Origin of the sequence: Enterococcus pseudoavium NBRC 100491 (assembly GCF_001544295.1) — a bacterium.
Lineage (GTDB): Bacteria > Bacillota > Bacilli > Lactobacillales > Enterococcaceae > Enterococcus_A > Enterococcus_A pseudoavium.
Map to the genome: position 1 here is coordinate 141,668 of NZ_BCQF01000001.1, position 12,941 is coordinate 154,608.

Annotated in this window: 11 protein-coding genes and 1 riboswitch; of the genes, 3 read left to right on the forward strand and 8 right to left on the reverse strand. The window is 38.6% G+C overall.

Going from position 1 to position 12,941, the window contains the following annotated elements:
* Position 1: 1 nt before the first annotated feature.
* From EP1_RS00705 to EP1_RS00735, 7 genes are all read right to left on the reverse strand, one after another.
* Positions 2-835: a chorismate mutase gene (locus tag EP1_RS00705; RefSeq protein WP_083507462.1), complete on the reverse strand. Its 834-nt coding sequence runs from the start codon at positions 833-835 to the stop codon at positions 2-4.
* Positions 836-920: 85 nt separating this feature from the next.
* A complete protein-coding gene (locus EP1_RS00710) occupies positions 921-1,619 on the reverse strand; it encodes an NAD-dependent protein deacylase (protein ID WP_067621799.1) in 699 nt (232 codons plus the stop codon).
* Positions 1,620-1,701: 82 nt separating this feature from the next.
* Positions 1,702-2,652 (reverse strand): transketolase family protein, encoded by a 951-nt coding sequence (locus EP1_RS00715; RefSeq protein ID WP_067621801.1) that lies wholly within the window; start codon positions 2,650-2,652, stop codon positions 1,702-1,704.
* 1 nt (position 2,653) lies between these two features.
* A complete protein-coding gene (locus EP1_RS00720) occupies positions 2,654-3,499 on the reverse strand; it encodes a transketolase (RefSeq protein WP_376716057.1) in 846 nt (281 codons plus the stop codon).
* Positions 3,500-3,513: 14 nt separating this feature from the next.
* A complete protein-coding gene (ulaA, locus tag EP1_RS00725) occupies positions 3,514-4,878 on the reverse strand; it encodes a PTS ascorbate transporter subunit IIC (RefSeq protein WP_067621803.1) in 1,365 nt (454 codons plus the stop codon).
* A gap of 31 nt (positions 4,879-4,909) precedes the next feature.
* Positions 4,910-5,191 (reverse strand): PTS sugar transporter subunit IIB, encoded by a 282-nt coding sequence (locus EP1_RS00730; protein WP_067621805.1) that lies wholly within the window; start codon positions 5,189-5,191, stop codon positions 4,910-4,912.
* Complete coding sequence (locus EP1_RS00735) at positions 5,191-7,221, reverse strand: BglG family transcription antiterminator (protein WP_067621807.1); 2,031 nt, start codon at positions 7,219-7,221, stop codon at positions 5,191-5,193. Before EP1_RS00735 ends, EP1_RS00730 begins: the two co-directional genes overlap by 1 nt.
* A 342-nt stretch (positions 7,222-7,563) precedes the next feature.
* Positions 7,564-7,737, forward strand: a riboswitch (Lysine riboswitch).
* A gap of 124 nt (positions 7,738-7,861) precedes the next feature.
* Here EP1_RS00735 and EP1_RS00740 point away from each other — a divergent pair.
* Together EP1_RS00740 and EP1_RS00745 are read left to right on the forward strand one after the other, a co-directional pair.
* Positions 7,862-9,463, forward strand: a complete 1,602-nt coding sequence (locus EP1_RS00740; RefSeq protein WP_067621809.1) for an ABC transporter permease subunit — start codon at positions 7,862-7,864, stop codon at positions 9,461-9,463.
* Between the two features lie 29 nt (positions 9,464-9,492).
* On the forward strand, positions 9,493-10,236 hold the full coding sequence (locus EP1_RS00745) for an amino acid ABC transporter ATP-binding protein (protein ID WP_067621811.1): 744 nt from the start codon (positions 9,493-9,495) through the stop codon (positions 10,234-10,236).
* Here EP1_RS00745 and EP1_RS00750 read toward each other — a convergent pair.
* Entirely contained in the window at positions 10,233-10,874 is a 642-nt protein-coding gene (locus EP1_RS00750) for a TMEM175 family protein (RefSeq protein ID WP_067621816.1), read from the reverse strand. The genes EP1_RS00745 and EP1_RS00750 overlap by 4 nt on opposite strands.
* A gap of 171 nt (positions 10,875-11,045) precedes the next feature.
* Between EP1_RS00750 and EP1_RS00755 the strand changes: the two genes are divergently transcribed.
* A complete protein-coding gene (locus tag EP1_RS00755) occupies positions 11,046-12,548 on the forward strand; it encodes a helix-turn-helix domain-containing protein (protein ID WP_067621818.1) in 1,503 nt (500 codons plus the stop codon).
* The last annotated feature ends 393 nt before the right edge of the window (positions 12,549-12,941 follow it).

The following is a 12,941-nucleotide window of genomic DNA, read 5'->3' on the forward strand; positions in this document are numbered from 1 at the left end:
CCTATTTCAACCGCCCTTCTTGATAGTTTCGTGACTGTTTCATAATATCTTTAAATGTTTCCACGATCGTTTCACGATAGTCTTCATCCGTCACTAAATCCGCAACTTTTTGCAAAACGGCTTCCTCGCGGCTCGAATCTAAGACTGGTTTTTCCGTACGTGCCTTATATGCGGTCACTTCACTCACCGCGCCCATCCGTTTTTCCAAAAGTGCAACGATCTTTTGATCGATGTGATCGATTTGTTCCCGCACTTGAGCTAACATATCTTTTTTCGGTTCTTCTTCAATCGTCTTAATGATTTTAGCCGGATTTCCTCCAACAACAACATTGGCTGGAAATGATTTTGTTACAACTGAGCCAGCCGCAACCACCACATTATCTCCTAACATTACACCTGGAACGATCACGACTGAACCACCAAGCCAAACATTGTCACCAATTACAATCGGCTTGCCTAATTCCAAACCACTGTTGCGTTTCTGCGGTTCAATCGGATGACTCGCAGTATATAATTGAACATTGGGTCCAAACAGACAATTATCACCAATCGTGATAGGGCAAATATCTAAAAAGACATTGTGGAAATTACAATAGAAATTTTCACCCACAAAAATATTGTAGCCATAATCAAAAGAAATCGTCGGCTCGACATAAGCATGTTTTTTTGTTCCACCAAAAGCTGCTTTAACATAGGCTTCCCGTTTAGTTTTATCCGCTTCACTATTGATCGCTCGTAATTTGATTCGGGCATCTTTACGGTCTGCTACTAATTCAGGATCCCCCGCAAAATATAACTTACCAGCAATCATTTTTTCCTTTTCAGTCAATTCCAAAAAAAACTCCTCCTATTTCTATAAAAGTATTTGCTACTAGTAACGACTAGTTTCAATAACTCAATGTCCTGATGTCAATCATTAACTAAAGCTGGTCAAATACCGTTGCGCCATCTACCTGCACAAAAGGATAATTTCCAGCCAATTGAATCGGTGTTTGGTTGATCACCAAGACCCTTGCATCGCTGTGTTTTTCATAAATTAAATCACAAAATGGATGGACTTGGAAGCTGGTTCCCAGGATTACAATCAATTCCGCATTTTGAACAGCTGCAATCGCTTGCTGGATCACGTTATCGTCAAACCCTTCACCGTACAAGACAATCGCTGGCCGAACTTGTCCTCCGCAACCAGTATGCTGATCACTTTTCAAGTACTCTTGCCACGCCACTGACTGCCCACATTTGCGGCAGTAACAATCATAAAGCGAGCCATGAAAATTTACTAAATGATGGCTCCCTGCCGCCTGATGCAACCCATCGATATTTTGCGAAACTACCCAAGTATCTTTGGTTTGTTCCAGCTCTGCAATCTTTTGATGGATAATATTAGGCCGAGCTTCTTCATGATACAAATGTTTAACAAAAGCATAAAATTTCTCCGGCTCCCGAATCAAACACTCATGACTCAATAAATATTCTGGTGCTTCGATTCCTTGATAAACCCCTTTTAATGAACGATAATCCGGCACCCCCGACGGCGTAGAGACCCCCGCTCCCGTTAAAAAAGTGATTTTTTGAGCCTGTTGAATCAGTTGTACTGCTTGATCAAGCTTGATTTCCATCTTAGTCACCTCATCAAACAGTATAGTATAAAACACTCAAAATAAAAAATTCTCCCAAGCCAATGACTTGAGAGAAACGTTTTTATAAAATTGGTAATTGTTCTAAAATCTTATCTGCCGTTAAACCAAATTCAGCTTGTAGAAAATCAGGTGTACCGACTTGACCAAAACGCTCATCGACACCAATCCTTGTCAAAGGCACTGCTAAACCATTATCGGCCAAAACTTCTGCGACAGCACTGCCTAATCCCCCTGTTATCGAGTGGTTTTCAATCGTTATGACCTTTTTCTTTCCAACTAAACGTTCAAGTAAAAGTCCTTTATCTAATGGTTTAATAGTAAACATATCGATCACATCAGCCGAAAAGCCTTTAGTTTCAAGATTAGTTGCTACTTCTAATGCCTCTGATACAAGTTGACCAGTAGCCACAATTAGATAATCTTGTCCTTCACGTAGAAGATTACCTTGACCAATCTTAAAAGTTGATCCTGATGCATATACGTTTTTTACACCTTTCCGATTTCCCCGTACATAGTGTATCCCTTTCGACTTAGCAAATTCTTTAATAATCCAGTCCATCTGGACTTCATCAGCAGCATCACAAATTGTTACTCCAGGAATTGAACGTAATAACGCTATATCTTCCCACGTAGTATGCGTTCCACCATTGTGACCAGCAGCAAACCCAGGATCTGAGCCGTAAATATTGATCGTGTTATCTGCATACGCACCCGATAGATAGATTTGGTCTAAAACACGGCGCGTTGCAAAGGGACCGAATGTGTGAATAAACGGTGTGTAGCCAGTCAAGCTTAGTCCAGCTGCTACCCCTACCATATTTGCTTCGGCAATACCCACGTTAATAAATTGTTCTGGTAAGCTTTTCGCTAAATCCGTCCACTTGCTCGCACCGCCAAGGTCTGCATCTAAAGCAATTACTTTTTCATTTTCCGCCATTATCTCTTTTAATGAATCCACGACAGTAACTCGTAACTCTTTTCCAACTACATTGTTTTCTGTTAGAGTAAACATGCTATTTTCCACGCCCTTTCCGTAATTCTTCAAGGGCTTTATCCGTTGCTTTCTGCACTACTTCATTATCAAATTTGACTGAATGATTGGCGTCCATTTCTTCAAAGAATTTCACACCTTGACCCTTAATAGTATCTAAAACGATACAAACAGCTTGATCTTCGATTTTTTTACAATCATCAATCGCTTGATCAATCGCCGTTAAATCATTCCCTTTGACTCTTTGTACGGCAAATCCAAAAGCTCGCATTTTTTCTGCGATATCAAAAGGGTTCAAAATATCTTGTGTCGTTCCATCTAATTGCTTTTTATTTTCGTCAATGATCACAATACAATTATTTAATTTAAAATGAGCGATATATTGAAATGCTTCCCAACATTGACCTTCATTTAATTCTCCGTCACCAACAATCAGATAAACGTAATTATCATTTCCTTGTAGCTTCAATCCTGTCGCAATCCCAGCGGCTAGAGATGTTCCTTGACCTAATGATCCTGTAGTCGCATCCACTCCTGGAGTTTTTATTCGATCGGGATGAGAAGGCAAATTTGTACCGCCTTCATTTAAAGTCCATAGCCAATCTTCAGCAAAAAAACCAACTGCCGAAAGGGCGCTGTACAAGGCTGGACCAGCATGTCCTTTGGATAAAACCAAACGATCTCGTTTTTCCCATGCCGGATTATTGACGTCATAAACCATTTGTTTACCATATAATACAGCTAATAAATCTGCAATTGAAAGAGAGCCACCAATATGTCCTGACCCAACTTTACGAATTGCTTCGATACTATTGATTCGAATTTTCGCTGCTAAAGTTTCCAGTTCTGTAATTGACATTTTGTCCATTTAGTTTTTCCCTCTTATTCAGAAACGGTATCTGCTTTCTTATTTTTTTTGAACACTGTTAAACCGATTAGTACAGCTAAAACTGCAAGAATTCCAGAAATAACTGCGATCTGTCCACCAGCATTGGCTAAGTTTCCTAAGAAAATTCCTACAACACCATAATCAGTATCAGAGAAAGTAGAACCTTGGAATCCAAGATCACCCATGACTGGCATCAAAAGAATTGGCATAAAACTGATAATTACACCATGCACGAAAGAACCAATAACAGCGCCGCGCAAACCACCTGTTGCATTTCCATATACCCCAGCTGTTGCACCACAGAAGAAGTGTGGAACTACCCCTGGAATAATAACAGTTGTTCCTGTTAGTACCATGATTACTAAACTTACAATTCCACCAACAAAACTAGTTAAAAAACCAATCAAAACAGCATTTGGTGCATATGGGAAAACGATTGGGCAATCTAATGCTGGAATTGAATTGGGAACTAATTTTTCCGAAATTCCCTTAAATGCTGGGACAATCTCTGCCAAGATTAAACGAACTCCTGCCAAGATAACGAAAACTCCAGCTGCGAACGATCCAGCTTGTTGTAATGAATAGATGATGTAGTTTGTTCCGTCACTTAAGTTAGCCGTAACATAAGAATTTCCTGCAAACAATGCTACGATTACATATACAATAGCCATCGTAATAGTGATACTTACTGTTGAGTCCCGCAAGAAAGATAAACCTTTTGGAAAGTTAATATCTTCTGTTGACTTTTCTTTATTACCAACGTATTTCCCAATCAGACCGCTAAGAGCGTAGCCAAAATTCCCAGTATGTCCCAAAGCTACAGTATCATTTTTAGTGATCTGTCTAGTAAACGGCTGAGCAATCGCAGGGAAAATTGTATTAGCAATCCCTAAGGCTAAGCCTCCAAAAAATACCAAAGGAACAGTTCCCATTTTAGTTACGCTTAAAATTACACCAATCATACACGACATATAAAGTGTCGCATGACCAGTTAAGTAGATATATTTAAAGCGTGTAAAACGAGCGATCAAAATATTAAAGGCCATACCGACTAACATAATAAGTGCTGTATAAGTGCCATACTTTGTCAAGGCTAACGCAACGATTGCTTCATTGTTCGGTACAACCCCTTGCATGTGGAACGCTGCTTGGAACATCTCCCCAAAAGGTGCCAGTGAACCCTCAACTACTCCTGCCCCAGCTGTCACCACTAAGAAACCAACAAAAGTTTTGATTCCGCCTTTAACAATCGCTGCGGTATCCTTTTTTTGTAAAAGATTTCCTAAAATTGCTATCAAGGCAACCAATAACGCTGGTGTGCTGGCGATATCAATCAAAATATTTAAAATCCCGTTCATTTATATTCCTCCCATTTAATTTTCTAATTAATTAAAGTAGATTTTTTTCTTCACAAACAGCTTGTACTTTTGTTTTTAGTTCATCCATATCGATGATACTGTCTAATATCACAACTTCACCCAAGTGTTGAGCACTGTCGGCCAGATCCGTTCCTACAAAAAAGACATCTGCCAAATCTGGTGTTGCACTCCCCATATCGTAATGAGAAACTTCTACATCTGTTACTCCTAATTCTTGTAAAACACTATTAATATTCATTTCTACCATAAAGCTAGATCCTAAACCTGAACCACACACTGCTGCAAATTTCATTATTCATTCTCTCCTTTAGTTAAAATAGTCATAATTTCTTCTTTTGTCGTTGCGGCCAAGAGCGCATCCAAATTTTCTCGATTGGATAACAATTTTGTCAAACTGGATAACGCCCGTAAATGGGCCTCGTTATCTACTGCTGCCAAACAGACAAACAAGTGAATTTCATGTTTCTCGTCATCTAATAATAAAACTGGCTTTTCTACTTTTAATAATGACATCCCCAATTCTTTTACACCGTCTTCAGGACGTGCATGTGGCAAAGCAATTCCTTTACCAATATGAATAAATGGGCCATATTGTTTTACTTTTTCAATCATGGCCTCCGCATAACGCCCCTCAATTTTTTGACTGTCTACTAAAGGTTTTGCTGCCATGCGGATAGCTGTCTCCCAATCTGAAACCTCATCACATATTTGAATTGTTTCCGGAGTAATAAGTTCTGTTAACATCGGACGATTGTCCTCCTTCCTCTCAATTAATCGATTCATTTTCTTGTTAAGCACTTTATATAATTTTTCGTTCGTCACGCCTTGCTTTAACTCAATATAAGGAAGTAAGGCCTTGATTATCTCCTCTGCACTAGGCATCGAAAACCCCGGAACAAGTAGTTCTTCTTGAACTAGATTAATTAGTTGATTTTTCTCTAATTGCGACATTAATGGTTTAACTAAATAGACACGTTTGTTACTTTTCAATGGTATTGTCGAGAAAACTACATCGTAGCTTTCTTCTGGTACACTTTGTAACTGATTTACAGAACTAGCTTCTTGAAATTGAATCGTAGAAAACATTTTCTTTAATTCTGTTTGCAGGATCAAAGAAGAACTAATCCCATTAGGGCAAACAATCAATGCTCGAACTTCTTTTTCTGCTGCCTCGGTTTTTTGATTTGTGATAGCTCCGCCAAATAAGATTGAGAAAAAGCCCACTTCTTCAATCGGAATTTTTCGATCAACAGCTATTTCTAATGGCTTCAAAGCTTTCTTTGTGAAATCAAAAATTTCTGGATAGTCCATTTGAATATTTTCAATCAGAACATTGGGTAAATAAAAGCCAAAACGAATTCGAAAATACGCTGGAACAAGATGATAGAACAAGTTCATCAATAACTCTCGAAAATTAGAGAATTGGATAGCCGAGTAACTTTCCATTCGATAAATAATCTCAGCACAGTCGTTTAATAAAAAATCTAATTGCAGATCCCGAATTTCTCCTTGAACAATCGTCATGAACACAACGGTCAGATACCCTAACTCATAAGGATTTTTATTAGCAAAAAAATTTTGGGAAAAACTCTCGCTAACTCGATAAACAGTTAATGACTGTAAAAATTCTAAATCAGCTAAATTGGCTAGGTGCATCTCCTTAATTCGGTTATAAGACAAACCGATAAAAATACTGACCTCGTCAATTCGACTGGGAACGATCGATAAACCTAAAGTGCTAGTTTGTAATAAAATCTCATCTCGCATTCGTGGATACAAAGTCAAATCAAATTGATTGAGCCAGTAAAAAAGACTAAATTTACCAACTGAGTCTTGTACCAGCAAGGCAACAAAGTTCTGGGCAACACGTCTAAGCTCTAGCTCATCACCCGTTAAATAAAAACCGGTTTTTCGAGTATAACTTAACTCAATCTTCTGCGTAGCTAAATATTTACGGAGCTTTTTGACATCGGCAATCGCTGTCCCTTTCGAAATTTCTAAAAAATCTTGAAAATGAAATAATGATAATTCTTCAAAACCAGAATAGCTCAACAGATAAATTAGCGCCTGACGCTGTTCTTCTGAGTATACGGAATACTCAGTGGTTTCATTTACAAGTTTTCGAGCCCATTGTTCTGCCGATATAGTCGGAATAAATATTCTTCTTTCACCTGTATCAGCATTTTTTTCAATAGTTAAATTTAGTTCTGCTAGTTGAGTCGCGAGCTCATTAGCAGATAGTCCAGTTCTTTCTATTGCTTCTTTTAACGTTACGTAACAATTAAAATTGTTGGATAGGAGATAGCTCATTTTGTAATTCACTTTCTCCTCACCTCCTGACTAAAGTATAATTTGTAAACGGTTTATTAGCGATCTTTCTTCAGTACAATTTATATTTAGAAAACATATTTGATTGTACCGAAATCATTTCCTACATATTTTTTTAGAACAATTAATCGTATCATTTGAACTTTATTTTTTCAGTGAAATTTTTTTAAAAAGATGAACATAGAAAGAATTTTTTTGTCAACCAAGACAATCCAACTGGAATAAACTAAAAAATAGCCATCGTTTTTTTGTTCATTTCCAATGATTTCCATTGACTTTTTCATTTTTAGCCTTTAGACTGTGAAACATAATAACTGAATACGAGATGCCTCAGTACAATGAGGTAGAGGTCGCGAACCTTATTAACCCTATGGAGTGTAGAGACACATTGAAATAGGTCTAGGAAGTTTCGCCGAAATGTACAAAATTCTCTTAGTTTTGTATGTTGGGACGCAAGCGAATAACTTGCGGACTGTCTTAGCAGTGATGCTAAGTTGCGCTATGTTTTTGTGAGAGGGAACATCATCTTCTTATTATCTGCAAGCGGCCTTATATCCAAATCGGCGGCTTTTTTTGTTGTAGATTTTCAAAGACACCCTACCCAATCTCGTGATTTCAAGAAAGGGAGAAATTTATGAATAGAAGAAAATTTTCAGTTATCGCATTCATCGCATTATTTATTTCATTTTTAGGAGCCCCATTAATTACTCAGGCCGATGCAAAAACGCCTGATGGAGAATTACGCGTGGGGATGGAGGCGGGCTATGCTCCCTTCAACTGGACACAAAAAGACGATCGGAATGGCGCTGTCCAAATCCAAGGTGACAAAGCTTACGCCGGTGGTTACGACGTTCAGATGGCGAAAAAAATTGCCGACAAAATGAATCGCAAGTTAGTCATTGTAAAAACCGAATGGGACGGCTTATTGCCAGCACTGCAATCAGGTAAGATCGACGCGATTATCGCCGGGATGTCACCGACTGCTGAACGCCGCAAAGAAGTCGATTTTTCCGATCCTTATTACGAATCACAGCTCGTCATCGTTACACGTAAAGATTCAAAGTATGCTAAAGCTTCCTCAATCAAAGATTTTTCTGGAGCGAAAATTACTGCTCAATTAAGTACTTTCCATTATAGTGTCATTGATCAAATTCCAGACGTGAAAAAACAGGAAGCCATGGATAATTTCCCAGCGATGCGGGTTGCCTTAGAATCCGGCACGATTGATGGATATGTCAGTGAACGACCTGAAGGCGTGACTGCCGCAAGTGTCAATCCAGACATTATGATGGTGGAATTCGATGAAGCCGATGGGTTTCAAACCAACCCAGAAGATGTTCAAGTTTCCGTTGGAATGCGTAAAGGTGATCCCGACATGGCACAAATCAATCAAACATTAGCTGGCATCTCACAAGACGAACGCGTTAAAATCATGGACCAAGCCATCAAAGATCAGCCAGCTGCCGATGAAACAGAAAGCACTACTACTGGTAAAAAAGAAAATGTTTTTGTTCGTATCTTGAAACAAAATGGTTCGATGTTTTTACGTGGGACAGGTGTAACACTATTATTAGCCATCGTGGGGACGACTGTTGGAACCTTGATTGGTTTATTAGTCGGCGTCTTCCGGACCCTACCTGAAGCTAGCAACGGGGTCAAACGCGGCTGCCAAAAAGCCTTTGGTTGGTTGTTAAATGCCTATATCGAAATCTTCCGCGGTACCCCGATGATCGTTCAATCAGCCGTGATCTATTATGGAATCGCGATGGCTTTCGGAATCGATTTGAATCGAACCGCTGCTGCCTTGTTCATCGTTTCTATCAATACGGGAGCTTACATGTCTGAAATCGTCCGCGGTGGGATCTTCGCGGTTGACCCAGGACAATTCGAAGCTGCTCATGCGATCGGTATGACACATGGTCAAACGATGCGGAAAGTTGTTTTACCGCAAGTTTTACGAAATATCTTACCAGCAACCGGTAATGAGTTGGTTATCAATATTAAGGATACTTCAGTATTGAGTATTATCTCTGTTTCTGAATTGTTCTTCCAAGGGAAATCAGCTGCCGGAACGAACTATCTGTTCTTCCAAACGTACTTTATTATTTGTGTAATTTACTTCGTCTTGACCTTTACTGCGACCCGTATTCTGCGCGTTGTTGAGAAAAAAATGGACGGCCCTTCTGCTTATGTCCGTTTAGATGATGTGGATGTAGCCGTAGCTGAAGATAAATAATAAAGACTGAACAAATAAGGAGGATTATTATGAGTAGTATTATTGAAATTGAACACTTGAAAAAAAGCTTCGGCGATAACCTCGTCTTAAAAGATATCAGTATGAACGTCAACAAAGGAGAGGTCGTAACCATCATCGGTGCTTCTGGTTCCGGTAAATCAACTTTCTTGCGTTGTATCAATCTCTTAGAAACACCCAGCGCTGGAAAAATCGTTTATCAAGGTGAAAATGTACTGGCTCCCGGCTACAACCTGCCGAAATACCGTACCCATCTAGGAATGGTTTTCCAATCATTTAACCTCTTCAACAACATGAACGTCTTACAAAACTGTATGAGTGGTCAAGTGACTGTACTAGGACGGAAAGAAGAGGAAGCGAAGAAAATTGCGTTAGAAAATTTGGAAAAAGTTGGGATGGCGCGGTTCGTCGATGCCAAACCGGCCCAACTTTCAGGTGGTCAAAAACAACGGGTCGCGATTGCTCGTGCGCTGTCAATGGATCCCGAAGTAATGCTTTTTGATGAACCAACTTCCGCGCTTGATCCAGAAATGGTCGGCGATGTGTTACAGATTATGAAAACTCTAGCCGAAAGTGGCTTGACGATGGTGATCGTCACTCATGAGATGGCCTTTGCAAAAGAAGTTTCCGATCGTGTCATCTTTATGGATAAAGGGCTGATTGCCGAAGAAGGTGCCCCTGAAGACATCTTTGGTAAGCCGAAAGAAGACCGGACTAAAGAATTCTTACACCGGGTCTTGCATCCAGAACCTTAAAACAATTTAAACAGCCGAAGAGCGACAGAAGACTCAGCTTCTGTCGCTCTTTTTTTACCAAAAAATTTTTGATAGTATTCATCTGCCTTGCGATAGGAGATTACCCAAATACCTGAAACTAAAAAACGGCCAAGCATTCCGATTGGGGGAAAGATAAAGACCCCCGCCAACACAGCCAAATTGATTGCCATCGACAGCTTACTGCGCTGGTCACGTTGTAAGACTTTGGCCACATGACTGTCTGGCGCATTGGCTTTGATTACTTGTTTGGATAAAATTCCGTACGAAAAGCTCCACATCGTATAAATTACTACATAAGCAAATTCGGGCCAAAAAGCATTTGGATTTCGCCCTACCCAACTTGTTACCGCCGGACATAAAGTTAACCAAAATAACCAAAAAATATTAGCCCAAATCACTTGGTAATTGATTTTTTCCGCCATTTGCATCACCCGGTGGTGGTTGACCCAAATCACTGCAACAAAAATAAAGCTAACCGTATAAGCAAATAAGGTATTTGTAATACTTAGCAACGAAGCTAGCGTGGGTGCATCTGGAAGTTGAATATCTAATACCAAGACCGTTAGCACAATTGCTACTACTCCGTCAGTAAAGGCCTCTAAACGTGATTTTGTCACTTGCTCATCTTCTTTCTTAGAATAGCATGAAAATTATATTTTTATACATAATTTTACTCACCTTTTGTCGGTTAATAACTGACAGCCTCATGTAAATACAGTACAATATAATAGAAAATATGGTTAAAAAAGTTCAAATTAATCACCCATTTTACTAAAGGAGGAATACAGATGTTATATGAGGAACTTATGTTTGATTCATCGCTCCTCTTACGTTTCAATATTTTTAAATATCTGAACCAATCGACAAAACAAGTCTTATCGATCAACCAATTATCAGAAGATTTAGCTTTGAACTATCAACAAGGCGTGATCGAATTAAATGAGATCGACCAAGAATTAGCTGAAATTCGTCCAAATCATGAAACCATTATGATGCGTGCAGGCAAGGTCAATTTAGAGAACATTAACGCGACGGTCGATGAGTACCGTTATCATTTATTACAACAAGCTGTTCCTTTCCAGTTTATTTTATACTTTATGAATGAAGAAAATCCAACAATTGAACAGTTTTGTGAAAAATATTTTGTCAGCCGCTCTACCGTTTCCCGTAAAATCGATAAGCTGAAAAGATATTTGAAGGGTTTCAACATCCGCTTCACCTATACAGAAGCTGGGATGTCTGGGGATGAACGTTTGATCCGGTTGGCGTTGTTCAATCTTTTATGGTTGGGAACCCGTGGAATTGAATGCCCTTTACAGGTTGATGACCAATCATTGAAGCAGATCGTTGCAACTTATAAAGATTATTTTCCATTATCTCGGACCTATTTTGGCAACCAAGAAATTAAGTTATTCGCTAGTATCATCTTAATTCGCATCAAAAACAAAAAATTTGTTAAGTATGATCCACGCTATAATTTCTTGATGAAGGATAATCCTTACTACGATTTTATCTCATTGCGAGACTTAGTTGAGGTACCTTTGACTACGCGTCAATTGAAAGGGGAGTCCAGCTTTATTTATTTATTAGCGCATTCTTCTCCCTTCTACACGATCCGTGACGATCAAAGTATGAAGCAAGCGCTGCACGATTTCGAAGCACGGCCAAATCCGGTCAATGACTTCGTGACAGAATTCCGAAATTTTGCGAAGAAAGCTTTGTTTCCTAATCACCCTGAAACCATGGATGACCCATTATTGGTGGCTAATTTGTTAAATATCACCTTTACTTACTTTATTTTCCGTCAGCCTTTTCCAACTATTACGGATTTGTTGATGGATCCAAATGAAAAGCAAACTAGAGGGGAGTATATTTTATTCCAAAATATTCAAAACTTTACACAGATGGCTAAAGACAATCCATCTTACAGCTTTATTAGCTCGATTCATCCATTGCTTACAAGATCCTTTAAACGTTTATTATTGCCTTATTTCAATCAATTTCCATATGCCTATAATTTGAAAGTCGGTATCGCCCTTGAACATAATGCAATTTTTGTTCGCGATCTATATCGTTTCTTGGAAGATTTGCGTTTTATCGATGCAGAGCCCTATGATGTCTCATTGAAGGATGATTATGATTTAATTATCAGCTCGTCTTCTTTACTGAAAAAAGAAAAACCCCACATTCCATTATATCAATTAGATCTTCCTTATACTAAGAATGAATTGGTCCCTTTGTATTTGGAATTACGCAAAATTTACGACAAAAAGAACCGAGTCTATGAATAAAATGAAAAGTGGTTATGACAAAATTTTTGTCATAACCACTTTTTTAAACTCATTAGAAGACGTGCTCCCGTTTTCTAGCTCATCTCAAACTGGAGCGTTTTATTTTTATAAGTCATTTAGCTATTTCAGCTTATTTATTCTTAAAATTAATGGTTTCGCTAGTTTTTCATCATATTTTATTCATAACTAGTTGCTATTATACTTGCATACCAACAAACAACCCTAACACTTTTTCATTTTTAACTCCTTTGCTCATCGGCCACCCACCGATGAGCTCTTTTTTTAAGTAATAAAATTAATTCACTAATTAAATCCCATTTTTTTAACAAATCATTCAATTTCCGAACAATCAACATTCACACTTTTTTCACAACTTGTTGCTATTATATAGGC

Bases quoted from the DNA above. Each gene is read 5' to 3' on its own strand.
- EP1_RS00710 (WP_067621799.1), bottom strand. From the start codon at position 1,619: ATGGAAATCAAGCTTGATCAAGCAGTACAACTGATTCAACAGGCTCAA.
- EP1_RS00715 (WP_067621801.1), bottom strand. From the start codon at position 2,652: ATGTTTACTCTAACAGAAAACAATGTAGTTGGAAAAGAGTTACGAGTT.
- EP1_RS00720 (WP_376716057.1), bottom strand. From the start codon at position 3,499: ATGGACAAAATGTCAATTACAGAACTGGAAACTTTAGCAGCGAAAATT.
- ulaA (WP_067621803.1), bottom strand. From the start codon at position 4,878: ATGAACGGGATTTTAAATATTTTGATTGATATCGCCAGCACACCAGCG.
- EP1_RS00730 (WP_067621805.1), bottom strand. From the start codon at position 5,191: ATGAAATTTGCAGCAGTGTGTGGTTCAGGTTTAGGATCTAGCTTTATG.
- EP1_RS00740 (WP_067621809.1), top strand. From the start codon at position 7,862: ATGAATAGAAGAAAATTTTCAGTTATCGCATTCATCGCATTATTTATT.
- EP1_RS00745 (WP_067621811.1), top strand. From the start codon at position 9,493: ATGAGTAGTATTATTGAAATTGAACACTTGAAAAAAAGCTTCGGCGAT.
- EP1_RS00755 (WP_067621818.1), top strand. From the start codon at position 11,046: ATGTTATATGAGGAACTTATGTTTGATTCATCGCTCCTCTTACGTTTC.